The following is a 13827-nucleotide window of genomic DNA, read 5'->3' on the forward strand; positions in this document are numbered from 1 at the left end:
GGGCCGATTCGAAGGGTCCCGGGGACGCCGGGCTGGGGGTCCGGGACGCCGGTCCCGGGGGTTCCGGGACGCCGGGGTCGGCCGGATCAGCCGAGATCCAGGTACCCGTCCAGCCCGACGGTGAGCCCCGGGTGCTCGGGCACGGCGCGCGCCGCCAGTAGCACGCCCGGCATGAACGAGGACCGTTCGAAGCTGTCCGTGCGGATCGTCAGCTGCTCCCCCGGGTTGCCGAACAGCACCTCCTCGTGCGCGACCAGGCCGCGCAGCCGGACGGCGTGCACGTGCACGCCGTCGACGACGGCGCCGCGGGCGCCGTCGAGGGAGGTCTCCGTGGCGTCCGGGCCGGCGGCCAGGCCCGCCTCGGCGCGGGCGGCGGCGATCGCGCGGGCCGTGTGCACGGCCGTACCGGACGGTGCGTCCACCTTGTTCGGGTGGTGCAGCTCGATGACCTCGGCCGACTCGAAGTAGCGGGCCGCCTGGGCGGCGAAGCGCATCGCGAGCACCGCGGAGAGTGCGAAGTTCGGGGCGATCAGGACGCCGAGGCCGCGACCGTCCTCGGCGAGGTGGCTACGCACCCGGCCCAGGGACTCCTCGGTCCAGCCGGTGGTCCCGACCACTGCGTGCAGGCCTGCGTCAATGAGGGCGTGCACGTTCGCCTCGGTGGCGGACGGCACGGTGAAGTCCACGGCCACCGAGGCCCCGCTGCCGGCCAGGGTCGCCACGTCGTCACCGACGTCGAGCCGAGGCCCGAGAACGAGATCGGCCGCGTTCTCGACGGCCTCGCAGACGGTCGATCCCATCCGCCCGGCGGCTCCGAGGACGGCGATTGTCAGGGGCGCAGCGGCAGTGTTCGGCATGATCGCCATGCTAGCCGCGCGCCCGCCGACTCCTCGCCTCAGGCAGCGGTCGGCAGAGCCCCGAACGCGGTGGCCGCGACGTCCTCCTCGAACGGGCCGACGACCACCAGGTGGCGCGCCGCCGCGTACAGTTCCGCGGCCAGCTCGCGGATCTGCTCGGCGGTCACGGACCGGATCCGCGCGAGCGTCTCGTCGAGGCCGACGAACTCGCCCATGGTGATCTCGGCACGACCGAGGCGCGACATCCGGGAGCCGGAGTCCTCGAGGCCGAGGACGAGTCCACCGGACATCTGGCCGATGCCCCGCGCGAGCTCGTCGTCGTCCATCACCGTCGTGGCCAGGCGGGCCCACTCGGCGTCGAGGAGCTCGACGACCTGGGCCACCTTGCCCGGCGCGCAGCCGGCATAGAGGCCGAAGGCGCCGGTCTCGGCGTACCCCGAGGCGAACGAGTAGACCGAGTAGGCGAGGCCGCGCTTCTCGCGGATCTCCTGGAACAGGCGCGAACTCATCGAACCGCCCAGGACCGCGTTCAGCACGGAGAGCACGAAGCGCCGATCGTCGCCGGCCACCGGGCCGAGCCCGCCGAGGATGACGTTGGCCTGCTCCGTGCTGCGGCGTACGGTCGCTGCGGAGCCCTGCACCGGGAGCAGGTCCAGACCGTTGGAGGTCGGGCTGCGGCGCGGCGCGGGAGCGGCCACCGGGTCCAGTGACCAACCACCGGCGGCGACGGCGCGCGTGACGGCCTCGCAGAGCGTGTCGTGGTCGACCCCGCCGGCGGCGGTGACCACGAGTTCGGACGGCGTGTAGGTGCGCCGGTAGTGCTCGTGGACGGCGTCCCGGGGCACCGCACGGATGCTCTCCGGGGTGCCTCCGATCGGCCGGCCGAGGGGGTGGTCCCCGAACACGAGGGCCGAGAAGCGCTCGTGTGCGACGTCCACCGGGTCGTCCTCGTTCATCGCGAGCTCCTCGAGGATGACCTCGCGCTCGCTGTCGAAGTCCTCGGGGTCGAGCGTCGCGGAAGTGACCATGTCGAGGATCACGTCGGTCGCCATCGGCAGATCCGCATCGAGCACCCGCGCGTAGTAGCAGGTGTGCTCCTTGCCGGTCGCGGCGTTCGCCTCTCCCCCGACGGCGTCGAACGCCGAGGCGATCTCCATCGCGTCCCGGGAGGGCGTGCCCTTGAACAGCAGGTGTTCGAGGAAGTGCGTGGAGCCGTGGTGGCCGTCGGTCTCGTCACGAGACCCGACGGCCACCCAGGCACCGATCGCGGCCGAGCGCTGACCGGGCATGGCCTCGGTCAGCACCCGGATGCCACCGGGGAGCACGGAGCGGCGCACGACGGCGCCGGCTCCGGTCTCCACGGTGATCTCCGTACCCGGCGAGCGGGCCGGGCCGAGGATCAGTTCGGACACGTCACGCATCCGCGGGCGCGGACTCCGACTTCTCGGCGTCGTCCTCGGCGATGACGGCGTGCAGCGAGAGCTTGCCGCGCGGGTCGACCTCGGCCAGTTCGACCTCGACCTTCTGGCCCACGGACAGCACGTCCTCGACGTTCTCCACCCGCTTGCCACCGACGAGGCGGCGCACCTGGGAGATGTGCAGCAGCCCGTCCTTGCCCGGGGACAGCGACACGAACGCGCCGAAGGAGGTCGTCTTGACGACCGTGCCCACGAACCGTTCGCCCACCTCGGGCATCTGCGGGTTGGCGATCGCGTTGATCGCCTGACGCGCGGCCTCGGCCGAAGGGCCGTCCGTCGCGCCGATGAACACGGTGCCGTCGTCCTCGATGGAGATGTCGGCGCCCGTGTCCTCCTGGATCTGGTTGATCATCTTGCCCTTCGGCCCGATGACCTCGCCGATCTTCGATACCGGGACCTGGACGGTGATCACGCGCGGCGCCGTCGGGGCCATCTCGTCCGGGGTGTCGATGGCCTCGGCCATGACGTCCAGGATGTGCAGCCGGGCCTCGCGGGCCTGGGTGAGCGCACCACCGAGCACGGAGGCGGGAATGCCGTCGAGCTTGGTGTCGAGCTGGATCGCGGTGACGAACTCGCGGGTACCGGCGACCTTGAAGTCCATGTCGCCGAACGCGTCCTCGGCACCCAGGATGTCGGTGAGCGCCGCGTAGCGGGTCTCCCCGTCAACGGTGTCCGAGACCAGCCCCATCGCGATGCCGGCGACGGGCGCGCGCAGCGGCACCCCGGCGTTCAGCAGGGACAGGGTCGAGGCGCACACGGAACCCATGGACGTCGAGCCGTTGGAGCCGAGGGCCTCGGACACCTGACGGATCGCGTACGGGAACTCCTCGCGGCTCGGCAGCACCGGCATGATCGCGCGCTCGGCGAGGGCGCCGTGCCCGATCTCACGCCGCTTCGGGCTACCCACGCGGCCGGTCTCACCGGTCGAGTAGGGCGGGAAGTTGTAGTTGTGCATGTAGCGCTTGCGCGTCTGCGGGGACAGCGTGTCGAGCTGCTGCTCCATCTTCAGCATGTTCAGCGTGGTGACGCCCAGGATCTGGGTCTCGCCGCGCTCGAACAGCGCCGAACCGTGCACGCGGGGCAGGACCTCGACCTCGGCGGAGAGGGTGCGGATGTCCCGCAGCCCACGCCCGTCGATACGGAAGCCGTCGGTGAGGATGCGCTGACGGATCAGCTTCTTGGTGACCGCGCGGTAGGCGGCGGAGAGTTCCTTCTCGCGACCGTCGAATCCGGCCTGCAGGGCGCCGACCATGGCGTCCTTGATCTCGTCGATCCGGCTATCGCGCTCCTGCTTGCCTGCGATGGCGAGGGCGTCGGACAGCGCCTGGCCGACCTCGGCCTCCACGGCGGCGTAGACGTCCGGCTGGTAGTCGGGGAACAGGGGGAACTCCTGTACCTCCTTCGCGGCGCGGGTGGCGAGGTCCTGCTGGGCCTCGACGAGCACCTTGATGAAGGGCTTCGCGGCCTCCAGGCCCTGCGCGACGACCTCTTCGGTCGGGGCGCCGACGCCCTGCTCCTTGATGAGCGTCCAGGCGTTGTCCGTGGCCTCGGCCTCGATCATCGCGATCGCGACGTCGGTGGTGCCGTCGGCGACGGTCACCGCGCGGCCGGCGACGACCATGGAGAACACGGCGCGCTCGGTCTCGCTGTAGCGCGGGAAGGCGACCCACTGACCGTCGATCAGGGCGATCCGGACCGCCCCGACCGGGCCGGAGAACGGCAGGCCGGAGAGCTGGGTGGACATCGACGCCGCGTTGATGGCGAGGATGTCGTAGGAGTCGTCGGGGTGGATCGCGAGGATCGTCTCGACGACCTGGACCTCGTTGCGCAGGCCCTTGACGAAGAGCGGACGCAGCGGCCGGTCGATCAGGCGGCAGGCCAGGATCGCCTCGGTCGAGGGACGTCCCTCACGGCGGAAGAACGAGCCGGGGATCTTCCCGGCGGCGTACTGGCGCTCCTCGACGTCCACCGTCAGCGGGAAGAAGTCGAACTGGTCCTTGGGGTACTTGCCGGCCGTCGTGGTCGACAGCAGCATCGTGTCCTCGTCGAGGTACGCGACGGCGGCGCCGCCCGACTGCTTGGCGAGACGACCCGTCTCGAAGCGGACCGTGCGCGTGCCGAAACTGCCGTTGTCGATGACGGCTTCGGCGAACTGAATCTCGGGACCCTCCATGGGGTGCCCTCCTTCGTGTTCGTCCGGGGCTCGGCGGTCATCGATCGAGGCCCACGGACGCCAGTCCGGAAGCCACTACCGAGGACCAACGAAAGCCCCGAGTGGTTGGTTTGTCTGTAGTTGTGGGTGATACGGCGCCCGCGCACCGGCGGGCACATGAACCGGCCGGCCCGGAACCCTGGGCTCCGGACCGGCCGGTCACGTCACTATCGGCGCAGGCCGAGACGTTCGATGAGCGAGCGGTAACGCTCGATGTCGACGTCGCGCAGGTAGCCGAGGAGGCGACGGCGCTGGCCGACCAGGAGCAGCAGGCCACGACGCGAGTGGTGGTCGTGCTTGTGCTCCTTGAAGTGCTCGGTCAGGTCCTTGATCCGCCGCGAGAGCAGCGCGATCTGGACCTCGGGGGAGCCGGTGTCACCCTCGTGGGTGGCGTATTCGGCAATGATCTGCTTCTTGACTGCGACATCGAGGGCCACGGTTCTCCTTGTGTACTCGTTGCGCGGAGCTCCGGGGCATGTTCTCCCGGGCATGACGAATCCGCGGCCGATCTGACGGCAACGCTCAGGTTATCACCCGCCGGACCGGGCCGCGGAATCGGGTGGGAGTCCGACCTCAGTGCGTGGCGGATCCGGAGGTCGGCAGCTGGGCGGGGTGCGGCACTCCGAGAACGTCGGCGGCGGAGATGACGTCCTGGCGCATCTGCTCGATCAGGGCCGCCATGCCCTCGTAGCGAAGCGTCGGACGCAGGCGGCGCACGAACTCGACCACCACCACCTCGTCGTACAGGTCGAGGTCGGTGCGGCCGAGCACGTGGGCCTCGACTCGGCGCTGGACACCGTCGAAGGTCGGGTTCGTACCGATCGAGATGGCCGCAGGCAACGAGATCTCCTCCGGCGTCCCCGGGTACCGCACGAGCCAGCCCGCGTACACGCCGTCGGCGGGGATGGTGCCGGTCGCCTCGGTGTCGAGATTCGCCGTCGGGAACCCCATCTCGCGCCCGCGGGCCTCGCCGTGGACGACGACCCCGCGCATCCGGTGCGGCCGCCCGAGGACGCGGGTGACGCCCGCACAGTCACCCTCGGCGAGCAGTTCCCGCACCCACGTGGAGGACCAGCGCCGCTCCCCCGGCTCGGCGACGTCGTGGACGACCTCGACCTCGAACCCCAGGCGACGGCCCAGCTCGGTCATCGTGGTGCGGTCCCCCACGTTGCCCCAGCCGAACCGGATGTCCTCGCCGATCACGACGCGGCGCGCGTGCAGCGCCTCCACGAAGTAGCGGCGCACGAACTCCTCCGGCGCCTGCCGGGCGAACTCCTCGGTGTAGTTGATGACGAGGACGGCGTCGAGCCCGGTCTGCGCCATCAGCGCCAACCGGTCGTCGAGACCCGTGAGCAGCGTCGGCGCGCTCCCGGGCCGGTGCACCGTGGCCGGGTGGGGGTCGAACGTGACGGCCACGGCCGGAACCCCCTCGGCGCGCGCCGCGGCCACGACCTCGGCGAGCACCGCACGATGCCCGAGGTGGACGCCGTCGAAGTTGCCGATGGTGAGCACACTCGCGGCCAGATCCGCAGGAATCTCCGTGATGCCGTTCCAGCGCCGCACGTTCTTGTTCGCCTCCCATGTCGTCCCGGGTCGGGACACCGAGGCCAAGCGTGCCACCTCCGGGTGGGTGCGCGCGAAGTCGTTACGAGTCCGCGTCGGTGTCGGCGGCGTCGGAGTCCTCGGCGAGGACCCGGTAGAGGTCCTTGCGGGCTCGGTCCAGGATCGCCACGGCGGCCTGCTGTTGCGCGGTGTCGCCGACCCGCACCACCTGCTTCGCGGCATCCATGAAGGCCATCATGCTGCGCCGCACGGCCAGGGCGGCATCGGGGCCACCGACCTCCCAGGGCGTCCCAAGCGACGCACGGTTCTCCTCCACGTACGCCCGGCCCGCCTCGGTGAGTGCGGCGGTGCGCCTGCCGTCGATGTCCTCGATGGTGAGCAATCCCTCATCCTCGAGTGCCTGCAGCGTCGGATAGACGGAGCCGGGGCTCGGCGTCCACGCTCCGGAGCTGCGCTCGCCGATCTCCTGGATCAGCTGGTAGCCGTGCCGCGGCTCCTCCGCCAGGAGGAGCAGGATCGCTGCGCGCACGTCGCCACGCGGACGCGGCCCGCGGCGGCCTCGGCCATGGCCACGGTGGCCGCGGTGCGGTCCGCCCCCGAAGTCCGGTGCGCCGGTCCCGTCGGGGATCGGCCCGCGGCCCCCACGTCGCCGCCGCGGACCGAAGCCCCGCCCGGCGAGGTCGTCGGGCATCTGCCCGGGTTCGAACGCGTCGCCGTAGCCGTCCCGACGGGCGCGGGACTCACCGGGAACACCCCGGCCTCGGCGCCCGCGAGCGCCGCTGATGTGTGAGTCATCGTGGTGTGTCATGTCGTTATCCTTCCGTCGACACGCTCACGATATATCGCGATATGCCGCACGGTCAAGAACCGGTTCGACCCCTCGACCGCGCGGGCTCAGCGGACGTCGCTGAGCGGGAGGCCGAGCGAGCGCACCACGTCGACCACGACGTCGCGCTCCAGGAAGTCGACGGGCACGTCGATGACGTCATCGGTGCGCCCCGCCCCGAGGCGCACCACATGGACCTTCGCGGGCCTGCCCGAGCGCTGCACCACCGCGCCGACGAGGTCGGCGACCGCCTCTGCGACCGCCACCGACGCGACGATCGGCGCGAACTCGTGGCCGTTCGGGATCGGTGAGCTGAGCACGGCGCGCCCCACCCCCATCACCACGTGCGCGGCGTCCCCGGAGGCACCGATGACCCTGATCCAGGCACGGGAGTGGGTGAGCACGTGCGACACCCGCTTCGCGTCCCCGATCGCTCCGGACGGACCGAGCAGGCCCCGACCGACCAGCGATTCTCGGCCCTGGTCCAGGTCCGGGCTGCCGTCGCTGCCGGTCTCGGGATCGAGGCCGTAGACGGCTCTGCTGATCCGAGCCGCAGGCGTCGGAGTGTTCCCGAGCAACGCTGCGAGCTCGTGCGTGTCGAGACGCAGGACGGGCACCGAGGGCGAGGCGACGGTCGGATCCTGGAAGGCGGTCATGCACCCACGCTAACGACGCGGGCCGTCAGCTGTGCCAGGTCCAGCCGCCGCCGCCGTAACCGTGGTCGACGCGGCTGTCCACGTGGGTGAACGTCGGGTAGCGCAGGATGCCGGAGAAGCCCGAGGTCTTGGCGTGGTTCATCGTCGCCGTCACGGACAGCCCGGAGATGACGATGTCCGCCGCGATGCCGTACATGTGCTGGCTGTTGCTGACCCCGCCGACCGCGCGGTTGTGGGCGACCGACCGGAATCCGGAGTTGATCCGGATCGGCCGGTCGCCCGCCTTCCTACGGACCGCCTCGAGCTTGTACATCGCTCGGCGCACGTTCTCCTTCACCTGGCCCGATGAGATCCTGCCGTTGCTGAAGCCGGCGCCGTCCTTGGAGTGGAACTCGCTGAAGTCGAAGTGCGTGGTGGACCCGTCCGAACTCTGCAGCGCATTCAGGGCACGCTGGCTGTTCGCGCCGACGATGCCGTCGACGCCGAGACCGTAGGCGCGCTGGAACCTCCGCACCGCGGCCTTGGTGGCCGGGCCGAAGACGCCGTCGGCGGCGACCCGGGTGCGCGTGGGTGAGTCGGCGGCCCAGCCCGCGACGCGGATCTGGAGTTCGGTGACGTCCGAGCCGCGCGAGCCCTCGCGCAGGGTGCGGCTCCAGGCGTAGGCCTGGGCCTCGGTCGGTGCGATCGCCTCGGCGGCGATCAGCAGGGCGGGCACCGCGAGCGCGGTGGTGAGCAGACGACGGCGGGTGAGCGACATGACGGATCCTCTCGGTGTGGCGGATGCGTTTCGTACTGCCGAACGAGCGCGACGCGGTGCACCGAGGAGGCGGTCCCCCGACGTGGCCTCGCGGCGAATCTAGCAGCGCCCGGCCGCGCCGGCGACGGCACCGTCGTGCCGGCGGCGGAACGTTCCGCCCGAGCCGGCCTGGTCCGGCTCGGCGTCGGTCCCCTAGCGTCGGCGCCATGTCCTCCTCTCCCACCGCGGCGCTCAGGCTCACGACGGCGGAACTCGCGTGGCTGCTCTCGCTGCGGCCGGGTCGGTCGGCCGCCCTGGTGGCGGCGGCGCTCGGCGTCCCGGCGTCCGCTCCGGCCGGACAGCGCTCGCAGGTCTCGCCCCGTGCGCTGGGCGAGGACGAGTTGCCGCGGGCCGACGCGGCCATCGCCGGGGACGTGCTCACGGCCGCCTCGGCGCTGGTGTCGGTCGGGACGGCGGACGCCCTGGCCGCGCTGGCAGCGGTCGGCCGGGACCGGGTGCTGCTCGTCGCCCCGGACGGCCGCGGCGGCTTCGAGATCGCGGCGGTCGACGGCGGCACACCGGTGGGCGAGGCCGTCGCCGAGGTCGCGGGTGGTCTCGGGGCCGACGCCGTGGTCATGGTCGCCGATGCCGGCGGCACGATCCGTGCGGTCGAGGCCGGGCCGGGCCTGGCGGGTGCCGTGCAAGCCCTGGTGCAGGAGCGGGCCACGTGAGCGTCACCCACGGGGCCGACGTCACCGCGCTGCGGGACTGGTCGTCGGCGGCCGCGGCGGGGGCACGGACCCTGGGCGACGTCGCGGGCCGGGTCGAGATCGCCGTCGCCGCCCTGGCCTGGTCGGGCCCGGATCGCCAGCGCTTCGCCGACGACTGGACCGGACGCTGTGCGCCCGGCCTACGGGGCGTCAGCGACGCCCTGCTGAACGCGTCCGCGCAGGTCGTAACGGACGCCGTCGAGCAGGAGAACGCCAGCACCTGGACCGGCAGCACCGGACCGGCACCTCCCACGACCGTCGGCCCTTCGACCGGCCTCGACGCGGCTGCCGACGCCGCCCGGGAGGCGCGCGAGGCCGGTTGGGCGCGCGGCGCCGGGCAGGTCCTGCTCGGCCTGATCGGGAGCGCTCTCGGCGGACCGGTCGGAGCCGTCCTCAGTGTGGTCGCGGGGCCGCGGCTCGTCGAGCACCTGGTCGGCGTCGCGGACGACCGGGCTGGTCGGACCTCGGTCGCCGAGGTCACCGACGAGGTCGCGATCACCGACACGCTGCCCACCGGACCGGCGGACCTGCTCCACGACATGGCCGACCTGTACGACCACGACGGCGCGGTACGCCTCGACGTGATCACCCGGCCGGACGGCAGCCAGGTCGCGCTGTTGTACGTGCCCGGTACCCAGGACTGGTCCCTGGACGTCGACGGCACGAACCCGATGGGCGCGTACGGCGCGGTCGGCGCCGCGTCCGGCAAGGACACCCCGATCCGGCGGGTCATGCTTGCGGCCCTCGACCGGGTGCCCGAGGGCGTGCCGATCCACCTGGCCACGCACAGCCAGAGCAGCTTCGCCGCGCTCGACCTCGCGGCCGACCCCTACGTCCGGGCCCGCTACGACATCGCCTCGATCGTCACGGCCGGCGCGGGCGGCGGGAACTTCGAACTCCCGGCCGGCACCACGCTCGTCTCGGTCCGCAACCCGCTCGACCCGGTCGCCCGGATCGGCGGCGCCCCGGACGCCGCGATCGACGTCACCGGCGTCTGGGGTTCGGTCAACACGCACTCCTCCAGCGAGTACGCCGAGCTCCTCGCCCGCTCCGACTCGCCCGAGCTCGACGGGTGGTGGCGCAGCGTCGGGATCGAGCCGGGCTCGACCATGCGGACCCGCGTCCTGCGTGGCACCGTCACACCGGGCGAGTGACCAGGCGAGCCGCCGATCAGGCCGGGTCGAGCACGAGCACCGGACGTGCGACGTCGCCCCGGTCGGTGACCAGCGCCACCACGTGTCCGTCGGGTGCGAACGCGGCCACCACGCCGTCACGGCCCGACGGCGGCACGCGGCGCCCGTACCGCAGCTCGGTGGTCTCGGCGTCGGTGAGGTCCCGGTCGGGCAGGGTACGACGGGCGACCTCGCTCATCCCCAGGGCCCGCACGCCGTCGTCGGCCAGTTCGGTCAGGGTCTGCGCCTCCGCCACGTCGAAATCGCCGACCTGGGTCCGGCGCAGCGCCGTGAGGTGGCCGGCGCTGTCGAGCGCGGCCCCGAGGTCACGCGCGAGCGCTCGCACATACGTGCCGCTGGAGCAACGCACCTCGACGTCGAGATCCTGCACGGGCGTGCCGTCGGCAGCGACGCCGGGCCGCCGCGCGAGCACCTCGAAGGCATGGACGGTGACCGGCCGGGCCGGCAGGTTCACGTCCTCACCGGCACGCACCCGGGCGTAGGACCGCTTGCCGTCGACCTTGATCGCGCTGACGGCGCTCGGCACCTGCTCGATCGCACCGGTGAGGCCGGCGACGGCGGAGCGCACCGCCTCGTCGTCGGTCTCGGGCAGGCCCGGGGTCGCCGTGACCTCGCCCTCGGCGTCGTCGCTGACGGTCCCCTGCCCCAGCCGGATGGTGGCCAGGTAGGTCTTGTCCGCCCCGACCAGGTAGGTCAGCAGCCGGGTGGCGCGGTTCACGCCCAGCACCAGCAGGCCCGTGGCCATCGGGTCGAGCGTGCCGGCGTGCCCGACCTTCTTCGTGCCGGCGAACCGGCGCACCCGCGCGACGACATCGTGGGACGTGAGGCCGTCCGGCTTGTCGACGAGGACGATCCCGTCGATCATCGGGTGCCCTGCGCGATCCGGCCGATCGAGCACTCGACCAGCGCGGCCAGGTTCTGGTCCTCGCCCACGTGCCGGGGCGCCTCGAGCGCGGAGAGCACGTTGAGCAGCATCCCGGTCGCCACGAACGTCCGCGCCGCCTCCACGTCGCCGCCGGTGCGGCTGCGGTACAGCTCGAACACACGGCCCAGCACCTCTCGGGCGCGCGTGCCGACGGCGGCGGGTTCGGCGCCAACCACGAAGCCGTGCATGAGGACCCGGAGCCGGTTCGGGTCCCCGATGAGGTCGGCGTAGGCGTCCGCCATCCGCTCCTTCGCGTCCGGACCGGGCGCGACCCGCTCGAACCGTTCCAGGATCTGGCTCGCGACGTGGTCGAACACCTCGTAGAAGAGGTCCGCCTTCGTGCCGAACAACCGCACGACGTAGGGCTGCGACACCCCGGCCACCCGAGCGACCTGGTCGGTGGTCGTGCCGGCGTAGCCGCCCTCCGCGAACGCAACGACGGCTGCGGCGAGGATCTGCTCGCGCCGCTCGACCCGGTTCATGCGGCGGGCGCCCTCGGTCGCCGGAGCCTCGTCGGAATTCATGGTTGACATGTTATCAGCGGATAACTACCGTCGGTTCGCATCTTGTAATCAGTTGATGCCAACCTTCGATCGGAGACTCCTGTGACGACCACCCTTGTTCGCGACGACCCGGCCGGGGCACCGCCGACCACGCGGGTCGTTCCCGTCTGGCTCGCGCTGCTCGCGGCATCGCTGCCGATGTTCATGGCGACGCTCGACAACCTCGTCATGACCGGTGCGCTGCCAGTCATCGCCGCCGAGCTGCACCCGTCCGTGGAGCAGTTGCAGTGGTTCGTGAACGCGTACACGCTCGCGTTCGCCACGTTCATGATCCCGGCGGCCACACTCGGCGACCGGCTCGGCCGACGCCGCGTCTTCCTGGCCGGGATCGTCGTGTTCACGCTGGGGTCCGTGGCGGCTGCGCTCTCCGGATCGTCGGAGGCCCTGATCGCGGCACGCGCACTCCAGGGCGTCGGCGCCGCCGCGATCCTGCCGCTGTCCCTGACCCTCCTGGCCGACGCCGTGCCGGACCACCGGCGGCCCCTCGCGATCGGGGTCTGGGGCGGCGTGTCCGGTCTCGGCATCGCGATCGGCCCGCTCGTCGGCGGCGCCGTGGTCGAGGGCGTGAACTGGGCGGCCATCTTCTGGCTGAACGTGCCGGTCGCCGCCGTCGCCATCCCGCTCGCGATCCGCGGCCTGAGGGCGACCAGGGGTCGGCGTCAGCGTCTCGACCTGCCCGGCCTGGTCCTGGCCGGCACGGGGATCCTCGTCGGGGTCTGGGCGATCGTCGACGCGAACGAGGCGGGGTGGTCGTCGGTGCGCATCATCGCGATGCTGGCCGCCGCCGTCGTGCTCCTGGTCCTGTTCGTGCTGCGCCAGGCGCGCACGGACCACGCGCTCGTGCCCCTTCGGCTCTACCGCCTCCGGAGCTTCAGCGCGGCGAACGCCGCCGCGTTCACGTTCTCGCTCGGCATGTTCGGCGCCGTCTTCCTGCTCACGCAGTTCCTGCAGATCTCCCAGGGCTTCTCGCCCCTGGAGGCCGGTGTCCGCACCCTGCCGTGGACGGCGGCGCCCATGCTCGTCGCGCCCCTCGCCGGTGTTCTGGCCGGCCGCATCGGGGTGCGCCCACTCGTGGTGACCGGCCTCGCCCTGCAGACGGTGGCCCTCGGGTGGATGGCGTGGAGCATCCACACGGACCCGTCCGTCTACGCGGCGCTGGTGCCCGCGTTCGTACTCGCCGGCCTCGGCATGGGCCTGACGTTCGCGCCGCTGTCCACCGCGGTGCTCGCCGATGTGGCGGAGTCCGAACGGGCGACCGCCTCGAGCGTCAACTCGACCATGCGCGAGATCGGTGTGACGCTGGGCGTGGCCGTGCTGACCGCCGTATTCCTCGGGGCGGGTGGCGGTTTCGAACCCGGGACCTACGCGAGGGGGCTCGTGCCGGCGCTCGCCGTCGGAGCGGCCACACTCGCCGTCGCCACCGGGGTGTCCATGTTCCTACCCCGCCACCGGCGCGGCTGAGACCGGTCGACCGAGACGGCGGCGAGGCGGGTCAGGCTTCGCTGCTGCCGTCGTCCGTCGCCGGCTTCTTGTACGGGTCGGCCTCGCCCGCGTACGCCGCGCCTTCGCGCAGACGTGCGAGTTCGGCGTCGTGCTCGGCCGCCCTGCGGAGCGCTTCCTCGAGGTGGGCGGCCGTCTCCGGCACCGCGTCGAGGACGAACTCCAGGGTGGGGGTCAGCCGGATCCCGGTCTGCTTGCCCACCTCCGACCGGATCAGCCCGCGGGCGGACTCCAGGGCCGCGGCCGAGTCGGACCGCGCCTCGTCGTCGCCGAGGACGGTGTAGAACACCGTCGCGTGCTGGAGGTCACCGGTGACCCGGACGTCGGTCACGGTCACGAAACCGAGCCGCGGATCCTTGATCCGGGTGTCCAGCATGGTCGCGACGATCTGCTGGATCCGCTCGCTGAGCTTGCGCGCACGTCCGCTGTCTGCCATGACCGTGCTCCTCCTCCTGTGGTCGGTACCCGAGCGGCACCGGTGTTCTGATCACGATGGCTGCGTGGGCCGGGCGGGAGAGATCCCGCCCGGCCCACGCGGAGCCACCGCC

14 protein-coding genes are annotated in these 13827 nt (G+C 72.2%); 3 read left to right on the forward strand and 11 right to left on the reverse strand.

Features of this window, described 5'->3' with window-relative positions:
• Positions 1-86 precede the first annotated feature (86 nt).
• The 8 genes from dapB to KCQ71_RS07245 form a co-directional block, all read right to left on the reverse strand.
• The gene (gene dapB / locus KCQ71_RS07210) at positions 87-857 is read right to left on the reverse strand and encodes a 4-hydroxy-tetrahydrodipicolinate reductase (RefSeq protein ID WP_223404337.1); all 771 of its coding nucleotides are present in this window, start codon (positions 855-857) and stop codon (positions 87-89) included.
• Positions 858-895: 38 nt separating this feature from the next.
• Positions 896-2278 (reverse strand): M16 family metallopeptidase, encoded by a 1383-nt coding sequence (locus KCQ71_RS07215; protein WP_372453954.1) that lies wholly within the window; start codon positions 2276-2278, stop codon positions 896-898.
• The gene (locus KCQ71_RS07220) at positions 2271-4508 is read right to left on the reverse strand and encodes a polyribonucleotide nucleotidyltransferase (protein WP_223404339.1); all 2238 of its coding nucleotides are present in this window, start codon (positions 4506-4508) and stop codon (positions 2271-2273) included. Before KCQ71_RS07220 ends, KCQ71_RS07215 begins: the two co-directional genes overlap by 8 nt.
• Before the next feature lie 206 nt (positions 4509-4714).
• Positions 4715-4984 carry a 30S ribosomal protein S15 gene (gene rpsO, locus KCQ71_RS07225; RefSeq protein WP_133108806.1) on the reverse strand — a complete coding sequence of 90 codons (270 nt, stop codon included), beginning with the start codon at positions 4982-4984 and terminating at the stop codon, positions 4715-4717.
• A gap of 136 nt (positions 4985-5120) precedes the next feature.
• The gene (locus KCQ71_RS07230) at positions 5121-6110 is read right to left on the reverse strand and encodes a bifunctional riboflavin kinase/FAD synthetase (RefSeq protein WP_223404623.1); all 990 of its coding nucleotides are present in this window, start codon (positions 6108-6110) and stop codon (positions 5121-5123) included.
• Positions 6111-6192: 82 nt separating this feature from the next.
• Entirely contained in the window at positions 6193-6918 is a 726-nt protein-coding gene (locus KCQ71_RS07235) for a PadR family transcriptional regulator (protein WP_223404341.1), read from the reverse strand.
• A gap of 86 nt (positions 6919-7004) precedes the next feature.
• Positions 7005-7592, reverse strand: a complete 588-nt coding sequence (locus KCQ71_RS07240; protein WP_223404343.1) for a hypothetical protein — start codon at positions 7590-7592, stop codon at positions 7005-7007.
• A 25-nt stretch (positions 7593-7617) separates the two neighbouring features.
• Entirely contained in the window at positions 7618-8349 is a 732-nt protein-coding gene (locus tag KCQ71_RS07245; RefSeq protein ID WP_223404345.1) for a D-Ala-D-Ala carboxypeptidase family metallohydrolase, read from the reverse strand.
• Between the two features lie 206 nt (positions 8350-8555).
• Between KCQ71_RS07245 and KCQ71_RS07250 the strand changes: the two genes are divergently transcribed.
• Both KCQ71_RS07250 and KCQ71_RS07255 read left to right on the forward strand, forming a co-directional pair.
• Positions 8556-9059, forward strand: coding sequence for a hypothetical protein (locus KCQ71_RS07250; RefSeq protein ID WP_223404347.1), 504 nt, complete (start codon positions 8556-8558; stop codon positions 9057-9059).
• Positions 9056-10252 (forward strand): hypothetical protein, encoded by a 1197-nt coding sequence (locus KCQ71_RS07255; protein ID WP_223404349.1) that lies wholly within the window; start codon positions 9056-9058, stop codon positions 10250-10252. Before KCQ71_RS07250 ends, KCQ71_RS07255 begins: the two co-directional genes overlap by 4 nt.
• A 16-nt stretch (positions 10253-10268) precedes the next feature.
• Here the strand turns inward: KCQ71_RS07255 and truB are convergent, their stop codons facing one another.
• Together truB and KCQ71_RS07265 are read right to left on the reverse strand one after the other, a co-directional pair.
• Positions 10269-11156 carry a tRNA pseudouridine(55) synthase TruB gene (gene truB / locus KCQ71_RS07260; protein WP_223404351.1) on the reverse strand — a complete coding sequence of 296 codons (888 nt, stop codon included), beginning with the start codon at positions 11154-11156 and terminating at the stop codon, positions 10269-10271.
• On the reverse strand, positions 11153-11740 hold the full coding sequence (locus KCQ71_RS07265; protein ID WP_223404353.1) for a TetR/AcrR family transcriptional regulator: 588 nt from the start codon (positions 11738-11740) through the stop codon (positions 11153-11155). The genes truB and KCQ71_RS07265 overlap by 4 nt, the downstream gene beginning before the upstream one ends.
• An 81-nt stretch (positions 11741-11821) precedes the next feature.
• Here KCQ71_RS07265 and KCQ71_RS07270 point away from each other — a divergent pair, with 81 nt between their 5' ends.
• The gene (locus KCQ71_RS07270) at positions 11822-13240 is read left to right on the forward strand and encodes an MFS transporter (RefSeq protein ID WP_223404354.1); all 1419 of its coding nucleotides are present in this window, start codon (positions 11822-11824) and stop codon (positions 13238-13240) included.
• Positions 13241-13271: 31 nt separating this feature from the next.
• On the opposite strand, the gene rbfA is transcribed toward KCQ71_RS07270, so the two are convergent.
• Positions 13272-13715, reverse strand: coding sequence for a 30S ribosome-binding factor RbfA (gene rbfA, locus KCQ71_RS07275; protein ID WP_223404356.1), 444 nt, complete (start codon positions 13713-13715; stop codon positions 13272-13274).
• Positions 13716-13827: the final 112 nt, after the last annotated feature.

This window comes from Occultella gossypii (assembly GCF_019947135.1).
Lineage (GTDB): Bacteria > Actinomycetota > Actinomycetes > Actinomycetales > Beutenbergiaceae > Occultella > Occultella gossypii.

Coding starts and splice junctions, on each gene's coding strand:
- dapB (WP_223404337.1), bottom strand. CDS start 857: ATGCCGAACACTGCCGCTGCGCCCCTGACAATCGCCGTCCTCGGAGCC.
- KCQ71_RS07215 (WP_372453954.1), bottom strand. CDS start 2,278: ATGCGTGACGTGTCCGAACTGATCCTCGGCCCGGCCCGCTCGCCGGGT.
- KCQ71_RS07220 (WP_223404339.1), bottom strand. CDS start 4,508: ATGGAGGGTCCCGAGATTCAGTTCGCCGAAGCCGTCATCGACAACGGC.
- KCQ71_RS07235 (WP_223404341.1), bottom strand. CDS start 6,918: ATGACACACCACGATGACTCACACATCAGCGGCGCTCGCGGGCGCCGA.
- KCQ71_RS07240 (WP_223404343.1), bottom strand. CDS start 7,592: ATGACCGCCTTCCAGGATCCGACCGTCGCCTCGCCCTCGGTGCCCGTC.
- KCQ71_RS07245 (WP_223404345.1), bottom strand. CDS start 8,349: ATGTCGCTCACCCGCCGTCGTCTGCTCACCACCGCGCTCGCGGTGCCC.
- KCQ71_RS07250 (WP_223404347.1), top strand. CDS start 8,556: ATGTCCTCCTCTCCCACCGCGGCGCTCAGGCTCACGACGGCGGAACTC.
- truB (WP_223404351.1), bottom strand. CDS start 11,156: ATGATCGACGGGATCGTCCTCGTCGACAAGCCGGACGGCCTCACGTCC.
- KCQ71_RS07265 (WP_223404353.1), bottom strand. CDS start 11,740: ATGAATTCCGACGAGGCTCCGGCGACCGAGGGCGCCCGCCGCATGAAC.
- rbfA (WP_223404356.1), bottom strand. CDS start 13,715: ATGGCAGACAGCGGACGTGCGCGCAAGCTCAGCGAGCGGATCCAGCAG.